This window comes from Pseudomonas sp. PSPC3-2, from assembly GCF_049897085.1.
GTDB classification, from domain to species: Bacteria; Pseudomonadota; Gammaproteobacteria; order Pseudomonadales; family Pseudomonadaceae; genus Aquipseudomonas; species Aquipseudomonas paraveronii.
Map to the genome: position 1 here is coordinate 503,716 of NZ_JAFCVO010000001.1, position 20,378 is coordinate 524,093.

At 61.7% G+C, this 20,378-nt stretch carries 17 protein-coding genes; 6 read left to right on the plus strand and 11 right to left on the minus strand.

Going from position 1 to position 20,378, the window contains the following annotated elements; all coding sequences use genetic code 11:
• Positions 1-15: 15 nt before the first annotated feature.
• The 5 genes from ACP7CJ_RS02300 to ACP7CJ_RS02320 all read right to left on the minus strand — a co-directional run bounded on the left by ACP7CJ_RS02300 (position 16) and on the right by ACP7CJ_RS02320 (position 8,208).
• On the minus strand, positions 16-915 hold the full coding sequence (locus ACP7CJ_RS02300) for a polysaccharide deacetylase family protein (RefSeq protein ID WP_276196909.1): 900 nt from the start codon (positions 913-915) through the stop codon (positions 16-18).
• An 85-nt stretch (positions 916-1,000) separates the two neighbouring features.
• Complete coding sequence (locus ACP7CJ_RS02305) at positions 1,001-2,251, minus strand: OprD family porin (RefSeq protein WP_276196910.1); 1,251 nt, start codon at positions 2,249-2,251, stop codon at positions 1,001-1,003.
• Between the two features lie 192 nt (positions 2,252-2,443).
• Positions 2,444-3,901: an AdeC/AdeK/OprM family multidrug efflux complex outer membrane factor gene (gene adeC / locus ACP7CJ_RS02310; RefSeq protein ID WP_426099555.1), complete on the minus strand. Its 1,458-nt coding sequence runs from the start codon at positions 3,899-3,901 to the stop codon at positions 2,444-2,446.
• Complete coding sequence (locus tag ACP7CJ_RS02315; protein WP_426099554.1) at positions 3,898-7,059, minus strand: efflux RND transporter permease subunit; 3,162 nt, start codon at positions 7,057-7,059, stop codon at positions 3,898-3,900. The genes adeC and ACP7CJ_RS02315 overlap by 4 nt, the downstream gene beginning before the upstream one ends.
• 3 nt (positions 7,060-7,062) lie before the next feature.
• Positions 7,063-8,208 (minus strand): efflux RND transporter periplasmic adaptor subunit, encoded by a 1,146-nt coding sequence (locus tag ACP7CJ_RS02320; protein ID WP_426099553.1) that lies wholly within the window; start codon positions 8,206-8,208, stop codon positions 7,063-7,065.
• Positions 8,209-8,494: 286 nt separating this feature from the next.
• Between ACP7CJ_RS02320 and ACP7CJ_RS02325 the strand changes: the two genes are divergently transcribed.
• Positions 8,495-9,127: a TetR family transcriptional regulator gene (locus ACP7CJ_RS02325; RefSeq protein ID WP_276196914.1), complete on the plus strand. Its 633-nt coding sequence runs from the start codon at positions 8,495-8,497 to the stop codon at positions 9,125-9,127.
• A gap of 234 nt (positions 9,128-9,361) precedes the next feature.
• On the opposite strand, the gene ACP7CJ_RS02330 is transcribed toward ACP7CJ_RS02325, so the two are convergent.
• The 3 genes from ACP7CJ_RS02330 to ACP7CJ_RS02340 are packed head-to-tail and all read right to left on the minus strand — an operon-like array spanning position 9,362 to position 11,951.
• A complete protein-coding gene (locus ACP7CJ_RS02330) occupies positions 9,362-10,417 on the minus strand; it encodes an alkene reductase (RefSeq protein ID WP_426099552.1) in 1,056 nt (351 codons plus the stop codon).
• A 27-nt stretch (positions 10,418-10,444) separates the two neighbouring features.
• Complete coding sequence (locus ACP7CJ_RS02335; RefSeq protein ID WP_426099551.1) at positions 10,445-11,611, minus strand: MFS transporter; 1,167 nt, start codon at positions 11,609-11,611, stop codon at positions 10,445-10,447.
• 13 nt (positions 11,612-11,624) lie between these two features.
• A complete protein-coding gene (locus ACP7CJ_RS02340) occupies positions 11,625-11,951 on the minus strand; it encodes an ArsR/SmtB family transcription factor (protein ID WP_276196917.1) in 327 nt (108 codons plus the stop codon).
• 154 nt (positions 11,952-12,105) lie between these two features.
• Here ACP7CJ_RS02340 and ACP7CJ_RS02345 point away from each other — a divergent pair, with 154 nt between their 5' ends.
• Positions 12,106-12,690: an ACP phosphodiesterase gene (locus ACP7CJ_RS02345; protein ID WP_276196918.1), complete on the plus strand. Its 585-nt coding sequence runs from the start codon at positions 12,106-12,108 to the stop codon at positions 12,688-12,690.
• A gap of 120 nt (positions 12,691-12,810) precedes the next feature.
• Here the strand turns inward: ACP7CJ_RS02345 and ACP7CJ_RS02350 are convergent, their stop codons facing one another.
• Together ACP7CJ_RS02350 and olsB are read right to left on the minus strand one after the other, a co-directional pair.
• Positions 12,811-13,602: a lysophospholipid acyltransferase family protein gene (locus ACP7CJ_RS02350; protein WP_276196919.1), complete on the minus strand. Its 792-nt coding sequence runs from the start codon at positions 13,600-13,602 to the stop codon at positions 12,811-12,813.
• Positions 13,602-14,357 (minus strand): L-ornithine N(alpha)-acyltransferase, encoded by a 756-nt coding sequence (gene olsB / locus ACP7CJ_RS02355; RefSeq protein WP_017844841.1) that lies wholly within the window; start codon positions 14,355-14,357, stop codon positions 13,602-13,604. Before olsB ends, ACP7CJ_RS02350 begins: the two co-directional genes overlap by 1 nt.
• A 185-nt stretch (positions 14,358-14,542) precedes the next feature.
• Between olsB and ACP7CJ_RS02360 the strand changes: the two genes are divergently transcribed.
• The 4 genes from ACP7CJ_RS02360 (at position 14,543) to ACP7CJ_RS02375 (ending at position 17,785) form a co-directional block, all read left to right on the plus strand.
• The gene (locus tag ACP7CJ_RS02360) at positions 14,543-15,625 is read left to right on the plus strand and encodes a serine hydrolase domain-containing protein (protein ID WP_426099550.1); all 1,083 of its coding nucleotides are present in this window, start codon (positions 14,543-14,545) and stop codon (positions 15,623-15,625) included.
• Positions 15,622-15,936, plus strand: coding sequence for an amidase (locus ACP7CJ_RS02365; RefSeq protein WP_426099549.1), 315 nt, complete (start codon positions 15,622-15,624; stop codon positions 15,934-15,936). Before ACP7CJ_RS02360 ends, ACP7CJ_RS02365 begins: the two co-directional genes overlap by 4 nt.
• A 99-nt stretch (positions 15,937-16,035) precedes the next feature.
• A complete protein-coding gene (locus tag ACP7CJ_RS02370) occupies positions 16,036-16,626 on the plus strand; it encodes a YceI family protein (protein ID WP_276196922.1) in 591 nt (196 codons plus the stop codon).
• A 1-nt stretch (position 16,627) separates the two neighbouring features.
• On the plus strand, positions 16,628-17,785 hold the full coding sequence (locus tag ACP7CJ_RS02375) for a phospholipase D-like domain-containing protein (protein ID WP_276196923.1): 1,158 nt from the start codon (positions 16,628-16,630) through the stop codon (positions 17,783-17,785).
• Between the two features lie 115 nt (positions 17,786-17,900).
• Here ACP7CJ_RS02375 and bglX read toward each other — a convergent pair whose 3' ends face one another.
• Positions 17,901-20,192 (minus strand): beta-glucosidase BglX, encoded by a 2,292-nt coding sequence (gene bglX / locus ACP7CJ_RS02380; RefSeq protein ID WP_426099548.1) that lies wholly within the window; start codon positions 20,190-20,192, stop codon positions 17,901-17,903.
• Between the last annotated feature and the right edge of the window lie 186 nt (positions 20,193-20,378).

Below are 20,378 nucleotides of genomic sequence, written 5' to 3' on the forward strand. Positions count from 1 at the left end.
GCTTTGCACCGGGTGTTAATGGGAATCAGCGTCCCACACCCAATTCCATACCCCCGGCAGATGCACTTCTTCATTTGCGTCCTTCACCGTGCGGGCCAATGCCGCACGTTCCAGCGCGGTGCGGTCGGTGTAGAACGGCTCGGCAGCGGTCTTCAGGCCGTTGTCCCGGGCACTGTCCATCAGGATCTGCAGGTATTCCTGCAGATGCCGGGCGGTGTAGCGGTTGATGTCGTGGAAGGTCACCACCACCGGTATCACGCCGTCCACCGTCGGCAATTGCCCCAAGGCGATGCGTTCGCGCACGACCGACAGCTGTCGGATCAGGTTTGCGCGGCGCCGTGGGCTGGCGTTGAAGCCCCAGATTTTGCCGTCGTTGGCGCTCAGGTCGGTCAACAAGACCTGCATGCCGTGGCGCTGGTAGGCGGCGAAGGTGCGGCGGTCGTAGTTCCAGAAGGGCGGGCGTACCAGCGTCGGCGGCGTGCCGGTGATCGAGGCGATATCCGTCGCGCCCTGGCTGAGGGTACGTTCAAGCTCGGCATCATTCAGCCAGCGATGGTTGGTATGAAACGCCGTGGCCGTATGAAACGCCAGCACATGCCCGCCCGCGAACTCACGCTCCATGGTCTTGCGGCCCCGCGCGCTGCCACCAGAGCGGCTTGCTTCGGTCTGTAAAAAGAACACCGCCTTGATGCCCGGCAATACCGGGTTGTTCGCCAGATCGGCAATCACCGAGCGGCTCGGGTTGTTGTACCCCGACGCACTGGGACCGTCATCGAAGGTCAGCAGAAAGCGGATCGGCGCCTGGTTTTGCAGGCGTTGCTCGGTCTGTGGGGTCAGTGCAATGGGCGCGCTGATGCAGCCGCTGAGGCTCAAGGCGAGGGCAAGCAAGGCGGATGCAATGGGGAAGGATTTCATGATGGGTGCCGGACTCGTCTGGAGGCCGCCGCTGAGTCAGCTCAGCAGCGGCAGGCGCGCACCATACCGCAACTGCGGTGACGGATTACAGCAGACTGATCGGGTAGCTGACGATCAACCGGTTTTCATCGAACTCATTGTTGCTGTAGTCGCGCCTCATGCTGGAATTGCGCAAGCGCAGCGAGAGGTTTTTCAGCGCGCCGCTTTGCAGCGTGTAGCTCAATTCGCTTTCGCGGCCCCACTCCTTGCCGTCGGTGATGGTGCCGGTATGCACGTTGCTACCGCTGATATAGCGGTTCATCAAGGTCAGGCCCGGGACGCCGAGGGCGGCGAAGTTATAGTCGTGACGTACTTGCCAGGATTTCTCCTCGGCGTTGTCGTAGCTGGAGTTGTAACTATCGTTGGCCAGGGTGCCGCCGCTGGTGCCGTTGACGCGCATCCAGGCGCTGTTGCCGGTGAGTTTTTGCAGGCCGACGTAGAAGGTGTTGCCGCCGTACTTGGCCGAGAACAGGCCGGACCAGGTTTTGTTGTCCAGCTCGCCTGCGCGGGCGCTGCCGTCGTCCTTGCCATAGAAGAACCCGAGGTTGGCGCCCAGGGTCCAGTCGCCCACGGGCTGGCTGTGGATCAGGTTGACGAACTGCTGGCTGTAGATGTCCTTGAGCTGGGCATTCCACAGGCCGATCTGGGTGCGTTTGTCATTGAACGCGTATTCAGCGCCCTGGAAGTTGAAGCGGTCAGAGGTGAAGGCTGCTTTGCCGAACATCGACATGTCCGACATGCTGCTGTCGTCCCGCGGGCTGTTGGCGCGGAACTGGCCGCCGTACAGCGTCAGGCCGTCGATTTCCTTCGAGGTGATCTGCCCGCCGCGCAGGGTTTGCGGCAGGGAACGGCCGTCGTCGGCACGCAGGATCGGCAACGCAGGCATCCATTCGCCGACCTTCAGTTCTGTCTTCGAAATCCGCGTCTTGAACGCCACACCCAGGCGCCCGAAATTGTCGGCGGGGCGGCCATCGTGGTCCAGCGGCAATAACTGTGTACCGCCGGTGCCGCGCCCGCCATCAAGCTTGAGCGAGTACATCCCCAGGACATCCACGCCAAACCCCACGGTGCCTTGGGTGAAGCCGGACTTGGCATCGAGGATGAAGCTTTGCGTCCACTCCTGCGCGCCGCCCTGGGCTTTGGTCGGGTTGGTGAAGTTACGGTTGATGAAAAAATTGCGCAGGTTGAGGTTGGCGCTGGCGTCTTCCAGGAAGCCGTGTTCTTCGGCTACGACGGGAAGTGCAAGGCTGGCGACTGCGGTGGCCAGCAATAGCTGGCGAGGGTGAAAAGTGCTCATGGCGTTGGACCTGTTGTTATTGGGGTTATGCAGGTGGCGGCCATGGTGCGGGGCAGTGTGGGGGGGGTTCAATCGGGGGAGGGCGGGTTTTGGGCGATGATCGAACGCAAGTTGTCTTGGTTCGATGGGTACAGGTCAGGCATAAAAAAACCGCTTCCGGTGAGGGAAGCGGTTTGGTTTACAGCGCTGCTGTCAGAACAATTTCAGTTCAGGCGCTTTTTCTTTCAACGGTTCGTTCTTCGCCGTCTGTTCATTCCAGCCACCACCGAGGGCCTTGTACAGGGTGACCTCGCTGGTCAACTGCGCCAGGCGGTCGGTGATCAGCGATTGCTGGGCACTGAACAGTTGGCGCTGGGCGTCGAGGAACGTCAGGTTGCTGTCGACGCCAATGCGGTAGCGACGCTCGGCCAGGCGGTAGTAATCCTGGTTGGCTGCGACGAAACCGCGTTGGGCCTCCAACTGCTCCTTGTAGGTCTCACGTGCGGCGAGGCCGTCGGAAACTTCCTGGAAGCCGGTCTGGATGGCCTTCTCATAGTTGGCCACGTTGATCTCTTTCTGGATCTTCGAGTAGTCCAGGCTGGCGCGCAGGCTACCGGCGTTGAAGATCGGGATGTTGATCTGCGGGGCGAACGACCAGGTGCCCGAGCCGCCTTTGAACAGGCCGCCCAGGTCCGGGCTCATGGTGCCGGCGTTGGCCGTCAGGCTGATGCTCGGGAAGAACGCTGCACGGGCTGCGCCGATGTTGGCGTTGGCCGCCTTGAGGTTGTACTCGGCCTGCAAGATGTCGGGACGACGTTGCAACAGGTCCGATGGCAACCCGGCCGGCACTTCGCTGAGCAGGTCATCCGACAGCGGTTTGCTGGCGATATTCGCCGGCAGGCCCGTGCCGAGCAGCAGGGTCAGGCTGTTTTCGTCCTGGGCCACCTGGCGCTTATAACGCGCCAGGGACACCCGGGCGTTTTCCACCGAGGTGCGCGCCTGGCTCAGGTCGAGGGCCGAGGCCACGCCGACTTCGTTGCTGCGCGAGGTGAGCTTGTAGCTCTGCTCGTATGCGCCCAGGGTTTCCTGGGTCAGCTTGAGCAGTTCCTTGTCGGACTGCCAGGTCAGATAGGCGGTAGCCACACTGGCCACCAGGCTGATCTGGGTACTGCGCCGCGCTTCTTCGGTCGCGAAGTATTTCTGCAGCGCTTCCTCGCTCAGGCTGCGTACACGGCCAAACAGGTCCAGCTCATAGGAGCTGATACCCAGGGTGGCCGAGTACGAACTGCTGATGCCCTCTTTACCGGTCTGCGACGAGCGTGCCGGTACGCGCTGGCGGCTGCCGCTGCCAGTGGCCGACACGGCCGGGAACAGGTCGGCGCGCTGGATGTTGTACTGCGCCGCGTAGGCATCGATGTTCAAGGCTGCGACGCGCAGGTCGCGGTTGTTCTCCAGCGCGGTCTGGATCAGCTGTTGCAGGGCCGGGTCATGGAAAAACTGCTTCCAGCCCTGTTCTGCCGCAGCCTGGCTCGGTGCCTGGGTCGGCGAATACGCCGGGCCCTGCGGGAACTGCGCGGCCACCGGCGCTTCGGGACGCTGATAGTCAGGTATCAGCGAGCAGCCACTGAGCACGAATGCCGTGACGGCTAAGGAAAGTAGCGACTTGCTCATTGGCCAGCCTCTTTAGGAGTTTGCTTGGGTTCAGTCTTTTTACGTTCGCCCATGGCGGACACGGTTGCGAAGAACAGTGGCACCCAGAAGATCGCCAGGACCGTGGCCGTGATCATACCGCCAATAACGCCGGTACCGATCGCATGCTGGCTGCCTGAGCCGGCGCCGGAAGAGATCGCCAGCGGCAATACGCCGAGGATGAACGCCATGGACGTCATGATGATCGGTCGCAGACGCATGCGCGACGCTTCGATCGCCGACTCGACAATGCCTTTGCCTTGTTCGTGAAGCTCTTTGGCGAACTCCACGATCAGGATGGCGTTCTTCGCCGCCAGGCCCACCGTCACCAGCAAGCCCACTTGGAAGAACACGTCGTTGGACAAGCCGCGCAGGCTGGTGGCAATCAACGCACCCACCACACCCAACGGTACGACGAGTACCACCGCGATCGGAATCGACCAGCTTTCGTACAGCGCCGCGAGACAGAGGAACACCACCAGCAGCGACAAGGCGTACAGCGCAGGTGCCTGGGAGCCGGACAGACGTTCTTCATACGACAGGCCCGTCCAGGCGTAGCCGACACCCGCCGGCAATTGCTTGGCGATGCGTTCGACTTCGTTCATGGCTTCACCGGTACTGTAGCCCGGTGCCGGGGTACCGAGGATTTCCATCGCGGCCACACCGTTATAGCGCGAGAGTTTCGGCGAACCGAAGATCCACTTGCCCGAAGCGATGGCCGACAACGGCACCATCTTCCCGGAGTCGCTGCGCACGAACCATTTGTTCAGGTCTTCAGGGGACATCCGGCTGGCGGCGTCACCCTGCACGTACACCTTCTTCACTCGACCACGGTCGATGAAGTCGTTGACGTAGCTGCCACCCAGGGCGATGGCCAGGGTCTGGTTGATGTTCGACAGCGTGATGCCTTGGGCGCTGGCTTTTTCGTCGTCGACGGTGAGCTCGTACTGCGGCTCATCGTTCACGCCATTGGGGCGCACACCGGCGAGGATCTTGCTCTGGGCGGCCATGCCTAGGAACTGGTTGCGCGCAGCCATCAACTTCTCATGGCCGACGCCGCCTTGGTCCTGCAGGAACACGTCGAAACCGGTCGCGTTACCCAACTCCAATACAGACGGTGGCACGATGGCAAACACCATGGCGTCCTGGAACGTCTGCATGAAGTAACCTTGGGCGCGCTTGGCGATCTCGAACACCGAGGTGGAAGCATCACGCTCATCCCACGGTTTGAGCATCACGAATGCCAGGCCCGAGCTTTGACCACGACCGGCGAAGTTGAAGCCGTTTACGGTAAAGACCGATTTCACGCCCTTGCCTTCGCCGGGTTCGCCTTCCTTGTCTTTGAGCAGGAAGATACGCATGTCGTCGATGACTTTCTGCGTGCGCTCGGCCGTTGAGCCGACCGGCGTCTGCACCTGGGCAAAGATCACGCCCTGGTCTTCATCGGGCAAGAACGCTGCCGGGATCCGCATGAACAACCAGATCATGCCGGCAAAGATCAGCACGTAAACGAGGAACGCCGGGATCTTGTGCCTGATCATGTTCCCCACCCCGCGCTCGTAGCTCAGTACGCTACGGTCGAAGGTGCGGTTGAACCAGCCAAAGAAACCACGCTTAGGTTGGCCGTGCTTCTCGGGGTCGATCGGCTTGAGCATGGTGGCGCACAAGGCCGGGGTGAAGATCAGTGCAACCAGTACCGACAACGCCATGGCTGAAACGATGGTGATGGAGAACTGTTTGTAGATCACACCGGTGGAGCCGCCGAAAAACGCCATCGGCAACAGTACGGCCGACAGCACCAGGGCAATACCCACCAGGGCGCCCTGGATCTGGCCCATGGACTTGACCGTCGCCTCTTTCGGCGACAGGTGCTCCTCGGCCATTACCCGCTCGACGTTTTCCACCACCACGATGGCGTCGTCCACCAGCAAGCCGATGGCCAGGATCATGCCGAACATGGTCAGGGTGTTGATGGTGAAGCCGAACGCGGCCAGGATCCCGAAGGTACCCAGCAATACCACCGGTACGGTCATGGTGGTGATGATGGTGGCGCGAAAGTTCTGCAGGAACAGGAACATCACCAGGAACACCAGCACGATCGCCTCGACCAGGGTGTGTACCACACCGGAAATCGATTCGGTCACCACTGGGGTGGTGTCATACGGCACCACCGCCTTCATGCCTGGCGGGAAGAACGGTTCCAGGGACGCGACCGTGGCACGGATTGCCTTGGCGGTGTCCAGGGCGTTGGCGCCGGCAGCCAGCTTGATCGCCATACCGGACGCCGGGTTGCCGTTGAACTGCGCCGCGATGCTGTAGGTCTGGCCGCCCAGTTCGATACGCGCGACGTCCTTCAAGCGAACCTGTGAACCGTCGGTGTTGACCTTCATCAGGATATTGCCGAACTGCTCAGTGGTCTGCAGGCGGGTCTTACCGATGATGGTCGCGTTCAATTGGGTGCCGGGCAGGGCAGGCAGGCCGCCCAACTGGCCGGTGGCCACCTGTACGTTCTGTGCCGAGATCGCGGTGCTGACGTCTACTGGGGTCAACTGGTAGTTGTTCAGCTTGGCCGGGTCGAGCCAGATACGCATGGCGTACTGCGAACCAAATACCTGGAAGTCACCTACACCCGCAGTACGGGAAATCGGGTCCTGGATGTTGGACACGATGTAGTTGGACAGGTCGTCCTTGGTCATGCTGCCGTCTTCCGACACCAGACCAATCACCATCAGGAAGTTCTTCACCGACTTGGTCACGCGGATACCCTGCTGCTGCACTTCTTGCGGCAGCAGTGGGGTCGCCAGGTTCAGCTTGTTCTGTACCTGGACCTGGGCGATGTCCGGGTTGGTACCCTGGTTAAATGTCACGGTGATGGTCATGCTGCCGTCGGAGTTACTGTCCGATGACACATAACGCAAGTTGTCGATACCGTTGAGCTGTTGTTCGATCACCTGCACCACGGTGTCCTGCACGGTCTGTGCGGATGCGCCTGGGTAGGTCACCTGAATATCGATGGCGGTTGGCGCAATGGCCGGGTACTGGTTGATGGGCAATTTCAGGATCGAGAGTGCCCCGACCAGCATGATCACCAGGGCAATTACCCAGGCGAAAATGGGACGGTCGATAAAAAATTTCGACATGGATTACTCCCCTTTGCCAGCAGCGGCAGCAGGAGCAGCAGTACCGGCGGGCTTGGCGTTGTCAGCCTCCTTAACCTTGACCTGAGCGCCCGGCTTGACGTACTGCAAGCCTTCGGTAATCACACGGTCGCCGGGGTTCAAACCCTTTTCCACCAGCCAGTAGGCGCCGGCGGTACGGTTGGCCACCAATTCACGTTGCTCGACCTTGTTGTCGGCGTTGACGATCAGCGCCGTCGGGGTGCCCTTGAGGTCACGGGTCACGCCTTGCTGTGGCGCCAGGATAGCCTTGCTGTTCACGCCGGCTTGCAACTGGGCGTGTACGAACATGCCGGGCAGCAGGGTGTGATCAGGGTTGGGGAACACGGCGCGCAGGGTGACCGAACCGGTGGTCTGGTCAACCGACACTTCGGAGAACTCCAGCTTGCCTTCCAGGCCATAGTTGCTGCCGTCTTCCAGGGTCAGCTTGACCTTGGCGGCGTTGGCGCCGGCTTTCTCCAGTTGGCCGCTTTCCAGGTCGCGGCGCAGTTTCAGCATTTCAGCCGAAGACTGTGTGACGTCGACGTAGATCGGGTCCAATTGCTGGATCACCGCCATGGCATCGGTCTGGCCATTGCTGACCAGCGCGCCTTCGGTGACCGAGGAACGCCCGATACGCCCGGAGATCGGCGCGAACACTTTGGTGTAGCGCACGTTGATCTGGGCGGTTTGCACATTGGCTTCGGCGGTCATGCGGTTGGCTACGGCAGTGTCGTATTCCTGACGGCTGACGGCTTGCTCATCGACCAACTGCTTGTAGCGGTCGGAGATCGACTTGGTCTGGGACAGGCTGGCCTGCGCGCTCTTCAGGGTGGCCTCATAGACCGACGGATCGATCTGATAGAGCTGCTGGCCTTCCTTCACATCCCCGCCTTCCTTGAACAGGCGCTTGAGGATGATGCCATTGACCTGCGGACGGACTTCCGCGATGCGGTAGGCGGTGGTGCGGCCTGGCAGCTCGGACGTCAGGGTAAAGGCTTGCGGTTGAAGGGTGACCACGCCGACCAGAGGAGTTTGAGCGGGCGGAGCCGCTTCTTCCTTTTTACATCCGCTGAGCAGCGATGCCAGGGCGACGGCAGTGACCAGAGCGGTAACAGCTGGCTTAAGTTGCATGAAGATCCTCGGGTCAGGCGCGCAGGGTGCGCACAAGAAGTGTGGAAGGGTAAAAAACAAGCTGTGAGTAGATAAGTAGCTTGCTACGCAATATACTTACGTTCATGGTTGTTTGTAAACTCTTGACAGGCTTCGCGGACTGGCGACAAAGCACCGCGCCAAGTCGCGATTTTAGTACGTTCGGCGCCCATGACGGTGTCGTCCCACAATTATTCAGATGGTCGTTACCGCCTATTAAAGCAGCGTTACCGATAGTCCCACATGTTTTGATTGAGGTTTTATTGCCATGGTCCGTCGCACCAAAGAGGAAGCTCAGGAAACGCGCAGCCAAATTCTCGACGCCGCTGAGCAGGCCTTTTATGAGCGCGGTGTCGCGCGGACCACGCTGGCGGACATTGCCGGGCGGGCGGGCGTAACGCGTGGCGCCATCTACTGGCACTTCAGCAATAAGTCCGACCTGTTGCAGGCATTGCTCGACACCCTGCACGAACCCCTGGACGAGCTGGCCAGGGCCAGTGAAAGCGAGGATGAAGTCGACCCGCTGGGGTGCATGCGCAAGCTGTTGATTCATCTTTTTCATCAAGTGGTCCTGGACCCGAAAACCCGGCGCATCAACGAGATCCTGTTTCATAAGTGCGAGTTCACCGATGAAATGTGTGACATGCGTCGCCAGCGCCAGACCCACAGCCTGGAGTGCAACCTGCGTATCAGCCTGACCTTGCGTAATGCGGTTAATCGCGGGCAACTTCCGGAAAACCTCGACACCACGCGCGCAGCGGCGTGCATTCATGCCTACATCAATGGCTTGCTGAGCCAGTGGCTGCTGGTACCGGACAGTTTTGAGCTGCACCAGGATGCCGAGCGTTGGGTCGATGCAGGGCTGGATATGCTGCGCTTGAGCCCTAGCCTGCGCAATTAAGTCAAAATGTGTAATTGCATCAAATTGTGTCAACAGTAAAGCCTAAAGGCGGGCAATCGTCCTGCTGATTTATTTGTGGGAGGACTTTATATACGCGCTGGCGGGTGGTTGAAAGATAGCCGCCTAAGTATTTTGTAGCGATTTTGTTGCAAGGCTGTGAAGAAGTGTTTACTGGCCTCTATGAAAAAGCCCCGGTTCTTGCGAGTCGGGGCTTTTTCGTTTCAGCACGTTACATCACAGCGCCAGGCTCGGGTAGTCGATGTAACCGACCGGGCCTTTGGCGTAGAAGGTTTCCGGGTGCGCGTGGTTCAGCGGCGCATCGGCTTTCAAACGCGCCGGCAGGTCCGGGTTGGCAATGAACGGTACGCCAAAGGCCACCGCATCCGCCTTGCCCGAGGCCAGCCAGGCGTTGGCGCTGTCCTTGGTAAAGCGTTCGTTGGCGATGTACACGCCGCCGAAGGCTTCTTTCAATTGCGGGCCGAGGCTGTCAGCGCCTTCCTTTTCACGCGAGCAGATAAAGGCGATGCCACGTTTGCCCAGTTCGCGGGCGACGTAGGTGAAGGTGTGCGCCAGGTTGTCGTCACCCATGTCGTGGGAGTCGGCACGCGGTGCCAGGTGTACGCCCACGCGGCCGGCGCCCCAGACGTCGATGGCGGCGTCGGTCACTTCCATCAGCAGGCGCGCGCGGTTTTCCAGGGAGCCACCGTAGTTGTCGGTGCGATGGTTGGTGCTGCTTTGCAGGAACTGGTCGAGCAGGTAGCCATTGGCACCGTGGATTTCCACGCCGTCGAAGCCGGCGGCCTTGGCGTTCTCGGCGCCGGTGCGGTAGGCGTCGACGATGTCGGCGATTTCAGCGGTTTCCAGGGCGCGTGGCGTCGGGTAGTCGGCCAGCGGGCGCACCAGGCTGACGTGGCCTTTAGGTTGGATCGCGCTCGGCGCCACCGGGGTTTCGCCGTTCAGGTACGACGGATGGGAAATCCGGCCGACGTGCCACAGTTGCAGGAAGATCTTGCCGCCCGCCCCGTGAACCGCCTTGGTCACATTGGCCCAGCCGCGTACCTGATCGTTGGACCAGATGCCCGGGGTGTCCGGGTAGCCCACGCCCAGCGGTGTCACGGACGTGGCTTCGCTGAGGATCAGCCCGGCGGAGGCGCGTTGTACGTAGTACTCGGCCATCATCGCATTGGGCACGCGACCGGCGTCGGCACGGCAGCGGGTCAGCGGCGCCATGATGATGCGGTTCGACAGTTGCAGGTCGCCCAGTTTGATCGGATCGAAAATAGTCGTCATGGGATAACACCCTTCTCTTTAAGTTGATCAGTGGGTCACAGGGGCCAGGTCGGCATCGCCGCCCTGACGGAAAGTAATCAGGGTCACCAGCAGCGCGAGGATCGCCAGGGCCGCTGCGGCCAGGGGCACGCTGGTCAGGCCGAAACCGTGGGCGATCACGCTGCCGCCGACCCAGGCACCGAGGGCGTTGCCGATGTTGAAGGCGCCGATGTTCAAGGTGGACACCAGGTTCGGTGCTGCCTTGCCGAAGGTCACCACGTTGATCTGCAGCGCGGGCACGGCGGCAAACGAGGCGGTGGCCCACAGGAACAGGGTGATCTCGGTTGGGATCAGCGCGATGCTGGTCCAGGTCAGCGCGGTGGAGACCACCGCCATGCTGATGAACACGCCGATCAGGGTGGCGGCCAGGCGTTTATCCGCCAACTTGCCGCCGATGATATTGCCCACGGTGAGGCCCAGGCCGATCAGCAGCAGGGTCCAGGTCACGCCTTTGGGCGACACGCCAGTGACGTCACCCAGCAGCGGCGCCACATACGTGAAGAGGGTGAACATGGACGCGGCGAACAGCGCGGTCATGCTCAGCGACAACCAGATGCCGGCGCCCTTGAGGGCGGCCAGTTCGGCGCGCATGTCGAGTTTTTCTTCATCGCGCTTGGCCGGCAGGAAGCGGATCAGGCCGATCAAAGCGATCACGCCGATCACGGTCACCGCCCAGAAGGTCGAGCGCCAGCCGGCTTCCTGGCCCAGCGCGGTACCCAAGGGCACGCCCAGTACGTTGGCCAGGGTCAGACCGGTGAACATCAAGGCCACGGCGGACGCACGCTTGTTGGCGGGCACCAGGTTGGCGGCGACCACCGAACCGATGCCGAAGAACGCCCCGTGGCACAGCGCCGTGACCACGCGGGCAACCATCAGCACGTTGTAGTCGCTGGCCAGGGCGCAGAGCAGGTTGCCGATAATGAAGATGCCCATCAACGCGACCAGCGCGGCCTTGCGTGGCAGCCTGGCGGTGGCCAGTGCCATGAACGGCGCGCCGATGGCCACGCCGAGGGCGTAGCCGGTCACCAGCCAGCCGGCGCCGGGAATCGACACGCCCAAGTCCGCCGCCACATCGGGCAGCAAGCCCATGATGACGAACTCGGTGGTGCCGATGGCGAAGGCGCTCAGGGCCAGGATGAGGAGCGAGAGGGGCATGTGCGTGTCCTTGTTACAGTGGGGCGCGGATTTCAGGACTGAGCTCAGTGATGAGCGCAGTGAGGAAGGCTTGGATCGTTTCCTCGTTGCGTTTGAAAAAGTGCCACTGCCCGGCCTTCTGGCTGCTGATCAATCCCGCCCGTTGCAAGGTGGCCAGGTGGGCCGACACGGTCGACTGGGACAAGCCGCAGCGCTGGTCGATCTGCCCGGCGCAGATGCCGTATTCGTGGTTGTGCAGTTGCTCGGGGAACTGCACTTTCGGGTCTTTCAGCCAAGTGAGAATGTCTCGCCGTACTGGGTGCGCCAGGGCTTTTATTATTTCGTCGAGGTCGATGGACATGGCAGTTGCTCGGTGTCGTAAAGCGTTATATCGCGATGAGGCGAACTTTAAATCGGCGTATCCCGATATACCAATATGATTTTGATCTGATGTCAGGCCAAATCGGTATATCGGGTTATAACGATATGTTGGCGGCAGTGATAGACTGCACACCATGAATTATCTCGCACATCTGCACCTGGGCGGCCAACTTCCTGCGCAACTGCTGGGTAGCCTGTATGGCGACTTCGTCAAAGGCCGCCTGCAGGGCCAGTTCAGCCCGCCCATCGAAGCGGCCATCCAGGTGCACCGCTCAATCGACCGCTTCACCGACAGCCATCCGCTGGTCGGTGAAGCGCTGTCGCGCTTCAGCCTGACCCGCCGGCGCTATGCCGGGATCGTCCTCGATGTGTTTTTCGATCACTGCCTGGCGCGGGATTGGCAGCGCTATGCCGACCAGCCTCTGGAGCATTTCACTTCACAGGTGTACCGCGTGCTCGCGGCTGAGCCGCAACTGCCGGGGCGCCTGGCGCAGATTGCACCGTATATGGCGGCAGATGATTGGCTGGGCTCATACCGCGAGTTTGGGGTGATGGAGCCGGTGTTGCGGGGGATCTCGCGGCGGTTGACGCAGCCTGACGCGCTGGGCCATGCGATGCAGGAATTGCGCACGTTATACGAGCCGCTGAGTGAAGACTTCCGGCTGTTCTATCCAGAGTTGCAAAAATTTGCACACGCTCAACTGACCACTGAGATCTAACGGAGATCTAAATGTGGGAGGGGGCTTGCTCCCGATGGCGGTGGTTCAGTCAGCACATGCATTGACTGACCGCTATCGGGGGCAAGTCCCCTCCCACATTTGTACTGTTTCCAGCGCCTGTCAGGCGGCGAATGCAGGACGCGCAGCCACTTGCTCAGTCTCCGGCAGCGGCCCGAATAACGCCTTCTGCACCGCCTGCTGCGCCTGGAACGCCAGCGCCGCGCGTTCCTGCCCGGCACAGGCAATCGGCTGGAGCACATGGATTTCCACATCGCCCTGGTCGTTGGCAAACAGGCGCATCAGGTGCGAGAGCAAATCATCATCGCCAATAAACGGCGCCAGCGGGTCTACTTGCCCGTCGCGCAGATAACGAATCGCCACCGGTTGCAGCGACACCTGCGCGTCGATCGCACTGGCCAGCAAGCGCCCGTGGAAGGTACGCAGGCTGCGCCCGTCGGTGGTGGTGCCTTCGGGGAACATCAGCAGCGGGTGCTGTTGCTCCAGGTGACGGGTCATCTGTTTGCGGATCAGTTGGCTGTCGCCTGCACCCCGGCGAATAAACAGGCTGCCGGCCTTGGCCGCCAACCAGCCGGCCACCGGCCAGGTGCGTACTTCAGCCTTGGACAAAAACGACATTGGCGCGACCATGCCCAGCAGCGGAATGTCGGTCCAGGACACGTGATTGCTCACCCACAGCATCGGCGTTTGTGGCAATTCACCCAGCACCGTCACGCGAAAGGGCAGGGCGTTGGTCAGTCGCGTCATAAAGAACCGCGACCAACGCTGACGGCGCACCATCGAGTTGGCCACCCCCAAGCGCTCGAACAGACCGAACACACTGGCCATGCTCAAGCCCAGCGCCACCACCAGCAGCACGCGGGCGATTCGCGCGTACACGCGCAGGCGGCCCATCACATGGCCGCCTTGAAGTGGCGGGCGTAACGCGGGCACAACTCATCGCGTTTGAGCAGGATGAACACGTCGGCCACCTGGAAATCTTCATCCCAGCACGGCTCGCCGCAGATCTTCGCGCCCAGGCGCATATAGGCCTTGAGCAGCGGCGGCATTTCCGCGATGACGTTGGACGGCAGGTCCAGCGCCGGCAGCGGTTTTTTCGGCTCCGCGCGAAGGTGTTCGTTGCACAGGTAGCGTTCGCGCAGGCGCTGCATGATCGCGTGGGCCTGGATGCCGCCATCGTGCATCGGGATACTCGCGCAACCCATCAGGTAGCTGTAGCAGCCCTCGTTGAGCACTTCGGCCAACTCGCCCCAGAGCACCGCGATGGTGCCGCCGTTGCGGTAGGCCGGGTCGACACAGGTGCGGCCGATTTCCAGGATCGGGCCCTGCAAGTGCAGCAGGCCATGCAGGCTGAATTCTTCTTCGCTGTAGAACCGGCCCAAGGTACTGGCGGCCTGGTGATCGAGCAAACGGGTGGTGGCTACCAGTCGACCGCTGTTTAAATCCCGCACGCCGATGTGGCTGCAGTGAACATCATAGTCATCCATGTCCAGGCCCAGTTCCGCGCCTTTCAGCTTGGCGTTGAACTCGCCGCTGAACACGTTGAACCGCAGGGCCTGTGCTTCTTGCAAAGCCTGGGCGCCGATCAGGCGTTCGGCTTGCAGACGGCGTTCATTGCCGGTGTCGCTGATGCGGGCGATCTGAGTCATGGCGAATCTCCGAGTGCCAGCCACGTTCCGGCCGGTCGACTTGTTTGTCCAAACTCAGGCTATGTAGGCTCGGTGTCATCTCCATGAAGTTACGGTGACGCTTAGATGACACGCCCCTGTGTCGCCAATCTGTCATCGGCCTCGGCTAGGCTCGCGGGCTTGAATGCCCCCTTGAGTTCGTGTCCATGGTCAGAGGCTTGCTGTGCGTTGCCCTGTTGTTCGCCACCGTCACCACCCGCGCCGAAACCTGGCCTGACAAAGACTGGGCCAAAGGCACGCCGATCGAAGGCCCCGCTGTCGATGCCCTGAACGCCTACGCTTTCCCTGCGCGTGACGACGCCACCCGCCAAGGCATCCGCACTGACGCGTTGCTGGTGATCCGCGATGGCGAACTCATCTACGAGCGCTACGCCGCGCCCACCACCGCCCGCACGCCACACCTGACGTGGTCCGTGAGCAAAAGCCTGATGGCGACGTTGCTGGGCGTGGCCTACGGCGAAAACCGCTTCAAGTTGAGCGACCCCGCCGCACGTTTCTACCCGCCGATGAAACAGCATCCAACCGTGACGATGGCCGACTTGCTGCACTGGGCGTCGGGCCTCGATTGGCAGGAGGATTACGAATATGCCCCGCTGAAATCCTCGGTCGTCGCGATGCTCTACACCCGTGGCCGTGACGACATGGCGCAATTCACCGCAGGCATGGACACCTTCAGCGCGCCGGGCGAGGCCTTCCGTTATTCCAGCGGCGACAGCAATCTACTCTCCGCTGCGCTCAAGGGCATGCTCGGCCACAAGGCCTACATGAGTTACCCGTGGGACGCGCTGTTCAAGCCGCTGGGCATTCGCAACGCCACTTGGGAAACCGATGCCGATGAAACCTTCGTCGCCTCGTCCTACGCCTACCTCACCGCCCGCGATCTGGCACGCGTCGGCCTGCTGATGGCGCGCGACGGTCGCTGGGGGGAGCAACAGCTGGTGCCCAAAGCCTGGGTCGACTTCAATCGCCAACCCTTCGATAAATACAAACCCGGCCAGGACGAAGCCGTGCCCGGCGGCCAGTGGTGGCTCAACCGCGCAGTGCAGGGCGCCCCCAAGCCCTGGCCCGACGCCCCCGCCGACACCTTCGCCGCCCTCGGCCACTGGGGCCAGGCGCTGTACGTGATGCCCGATGAACACCTGGTAATCGTGCGTTACGGCGATGATCGCGACGGCAGCTACCGTCATAACGAACTGCTCAAACGCGTGCTCGCGGCGGTGCAACCATGATCCGTCGTCGGCCGTTTACCAGCCTTTGCCTGCTGCTATTGCTCGCCCTGCTGGGATGGGTGTGGCACGAACGCGTCAACCTGCAAGCCTTCCCCGACATCATCGCGGCCTATACGGCCAAGGAGTACTGCTCGTGTCGGTATGTGGAGAATAATCCGGCCGAGTATTGCCGGGGCTATGTGAAGCAGTACGTGTCGATCAACGCGTTCACCGATGACCCGGAGCGCAGTGAAGTGACGGCCAGTGGATTGGGACGTACCCATACCGCCAGATGGCTGGGCGAGCGGCAGGGCTGCCGTCTCAACCCCTGAAACGCCATTTTCAATGCAGGGGCGGCGTTGTCAGTTAGATTGCACAGGGCAAGCGGCACAGTTAAGGTTCGTTCAGGTTTTCCGCCCCACGAGTTTTTAATGTTCAACGCGTCTGTCATCAAACCCCTGGCCTTCGCCCTGCTGGCCGCCGCCGCCGTGCCCGCGCACGCCGACTGGTACCTGGACAACGAGTCCTCGCGGCTGTCGTTCGTTACCACCAAAAACACCGAGATTGCCGAGGTCCACCGTTTCCTGGTGTTGCACGGCAAGGTCGACAGCAAAGGCGCTGCGCAGTTGGAAGTGGAGTTGGAGTCGGTCAACAGCGGCATCCCGCTGCGCGACGAGCGCATGCGCAATCAGCTGTTCGACATCAAGACCTTCCCCGAGGCGCTGATCAATACGCAAATCAACCTGCAACCGATCAACGACCTGGCCCCCGGCGCGCAGTTGGAGTTGCGCCTGCCGCTGTCGGTGACGCTGCACGGCAAGACCCAGACCTACAGCGCCGAGCTGTTGGCTACGCGTCTGGATGATCGGCGTTTCCAGGTGGTGACCCTGGAGCCGGTGGTGTTGCATGCCGAGGATTTCGAGTTGGTGCCGGGTGTGACCGCGTTGCGCAAGGCGGCTGGGCTTGCGTCGATCAGTTTGTCGGTGCCGGTGGGTGCGGTACTGATTTTTACGGCGCGCTGACGTGAGTGGCGCAGTGTTCCCTTGGCGCAGCGCCAACCGGTTCGAGTTGTTGATCGACGGGCCGGACTTTTTCCCGCAGATGCTGGCGTGCATTGCCCGGGCGCAGCGGCAGGTGGATCTGGAGTTGTACCTGGTGGAGGCCGGGGCCTGCGCCGACGCCATGGTGCAGGCGCTGGTGCTGGCGGCTGAGCGGGGCGTGCAGGTGCGCTGCCTGTTCGATGATTACGGCAGCCTGGCGTTTACCCTCGGGCTGCGTAAGCGCCTGACCGACGCCGGTGTGCAATTGTGCTTTTACAATCGCCTGAACTGGCGGCGCTGGATGCGCAACCTGTACCGCGACCACCGCAAGCTGCTGCTGGTCGATCAAGACATCGCCGTGGTCGGCGGCACCGGCGTTACCGATGAGTTCTGGACACCGGGGCAGGACAGCGCCGACTGGCACGAAGTGATGGTACAGATCAGCGGCCCGCTGGTGCTGGATTGGCAGGCGCTGTTCGACCGACAATGGTTGGCCAACGACGACCGCCGCGCCTGGAAACCGGCCACCCATTTCGGCTTGCCGCGCTTGCCCAAAGTGCCGGCGACCGGGCCCGGTCTTGGCCGCGTCGCTTATGCCGACGCGCGCCAACATCGCGATATCTTGCACTCGCTGATCCGCGCGCTGAGCAGCGGCCAGCGGCGCATCTGGTTGGCGACTCCGTATTTTCTGCCCACCTGGGGCGTGCGTCGGGCCTTGCGCCGAGCGGCGGGGCGCGGGGTGGATGTGCGCTTGCTGCTGACCGGCCCGCGCACCGATCACCCGTCGGTGCGCTATGCCGGGCACCGTTATTACCCGCGCCTGTTGCGCTCGGGCGTGCAAATTTTTGAGTACCAGCCGTGCTTTTTGCACCTGAAAATGGTGCTGGTGGACGATTGGGTCAGTATCGGTTCATGCAATTTCGACCACTGGAACCTGCGCTTCAACCTCGAAGCCAACCTCGAAGCGCTGGACCCGGCGTTGACGCAAGCTGTGGCGGGCAGTTTCGAGCGGGATTTTGCCCAGAGCCAGGCGGTGAGCCTGGAGGCATGGAAGTCGCGGCCGTTGTGGCGGCGGGTGAAGCAGCGGGTGTGGGGGTGGATTGATCGGTTGGTGGTCAATCTTCTGGATCGACGCGGTTAGACATGGGGGAGGGGGCTTGCCCCCGATTGCGGAGTGTCAGTCAATTGATTCATTGGCTGACCCACTGCTATCGGGAGCAAGCCCCCTCCCACATTTTTAGACCTTGTCTCAGGCGTTAGAGCAGTTCGAAAGTCTGCTGCTGCACATCCTGGGAGTCCAAGCCGATCTGCACATTGAACTCACCCGGTTCCGCCGCGAACTTGAGCTGGGTGTTGTAGAACTTCAAGTCCTCTTCGGTAATGGTGAAGTGCAACGTGCGCTCTTCGCCGGCCTTGAGCATGACTTTCTGGAAGTTTTTCAGCTCCTTGATCGGGCGGATCATCGAGCCGGCCACGTCCTGGATATACAGTTGCACCACGGTTTCGCCGTCGACCTTGCCGGTGTTTTTCACGGTGACGCTGGCGTCGAGCTTGCCGGTCTTGTTCAGGGTGGTGGACGACAGCGCCATGTCCGACAGGCTGAAGCTGGTGTAGCTCAGGCCATAGCCGAACGGGAACAGCGGCCCGGTGATGTCATCGAAGTACTGCGAGGTGTAGTTGCCCGGCTTGCCTGGGGTAAACGGTCGGCCGATGGTCAGGTGGTTGTAGTAGGTCGGAATCTGCCCCACCGAGCGTGGGAAAGTAATCGGCAGCTTGCCCGACGGGTTGTAGTCACCAAACAGCACGTCGGCGATGGCGTTGCCGCCTTCGGTACCGGCGAACCAGGTTTCCAGGATCGCGTCGGCTTGCTGGTTTTCCTCGAGAATCGACAGCGGACGGCCGTTCATCAGCACCAGCACCAGCGGCTTGCCGGTGGCTTTCAGCGCCTTGATCAGGTCGCGCTGGCTTTGCGGCAGGTTCAGGTCGGTGCGGCTGGAGGACTCGTGGGACATGCCACGGGACTCGCCCACCGCAGCGACCACCACGTCGGCATCCTTGGCGGCCTTGACCGCTTCGTCGATCATCACCTGGGCTGGGCGGGTGTCATCCACCACTTCCGGGGCATCGAAGTTGAGGAAGTTAAGGTAGTCGACCACGGCCTTGTCATTGGTGATGTTGGCGCCACGTGCATAGATCACTTTGCCTTTTTCGCCGATCACCGCGTTGAGGCCGTCGAGCAGGGTCACCGATTGTGCCGGCTTACCGGCGGCGGCCCAGCTACCCATCATGTCGATGGGGGCCTTGGCCAGTGGGCCCACGAGCGCGATGGTTGCGGATTTTTTCAGCGGCAGGGTGTCGTTCTGGTTCTTCAGCAAGACCATGCTGCGGCGCGCCACGTCACGCGCGTCGGCGCGATGCAGGCGGCTTTCGGCGTAGGTGTCGGCCGGGTCATCCTCGGCCTTGCCGATGCGCAGGTACGGGTCTTTGAACAGGCCCATGTCGTACTTGGCGCCGAGCACTTCGCGCACGGCGTTGTCGATGTCGCTCTGCTCGATCTCGCCGGACTTGAGCAGCCCCGGCAACTCCTTGCCATACAGTGAGTCGTTCATGCTCATGTCGATGCCGGCCTTGATCGCCAGCTTGGCGGCTTCACGCCCGTCCTTGGCCACGCCGTGCTTGATCAGCTCGAAGATCGCACCGTGGTCGCTGACGGCCAGGCCCTTGAAGCCCCAGTCCTTGCGCAGCAGGTCGTTCATCAGCCAGGTGTTGGCGGTGGCGGGCACGCCGTTGATCGAGTTGAGCGCGACCATCACGCCGCCGGAACCGGCCTTGATCGCCGCGTGGTACGGCGGCAGGTAGTCCTGGTACATCTTGACCGGGCTCATGTCGACCACGTTGTAGTCGCGACCGCCTTCCACCGCGCCGTACAGGGCGAAGTGCTTGACGCTGGCCATGATGCTGTCGGCATTCGCTGCGCTGGTGCCCTGGAAGGCCTTGACCATCACTTCGGCGATGCGCGACACCAGGTACGTGTCTTCGCCGAAGCCTTCGGAGGTCCGGCCCCAACGCGGGTCGCGGGAGATGTCGACCATCGGCGCAAAGGTGATGTCGAGGCTGTCGGCAGCGGCTTCCTGCGCGGCAATGCGCCCGGAGCGGCCGATGGCGTCCATGTCCCAACTGGAAGCCAGGGCCAGGCTGATCGGGAAAATCGTGCGGTGGCCGTGGATCACGTCATAGGCGAAGAACATCGGGATCTTCAACCGGCTGCGCATGGCCGCGTCCTGCATCGGACGGTTTTCCGGGCGGGTGATGGAGTTGAAGGTGCCACCGATACGGCCGGCGGCGATTTCCTTGCGGATCAGCTCACGGGGCATTTCCGGGCCGATGCTGATCAGGCGCAATTGGCCGATCTTTTCATCGAGGGTCATCTGCTTGAGCAGGTCGCTGACGAAGGCGTCCTTGCCTTTAAGCGCAGCAGGCTTTGTTTCTGCCCAGGCGGGGTGGGTGGCCAGCGTGGCAACAAGGCCGAGCAAACACAGCTTTTTCATGAATATCCTTTTTCGGCGCACTGCACAGCGGTTAGGCTGATCGGCCAAAATGTGGGGAGCGTCTATTGTTGTTCGGGTGTCGTTCAGATAAATGCAGCACACTCTGAACTCTTTATCGCGCTGGGCATCTTTTAGCTGATTGGCTCGATGCATTCCAGTGGTGGCGGCGGATTATGCCCCATGCGC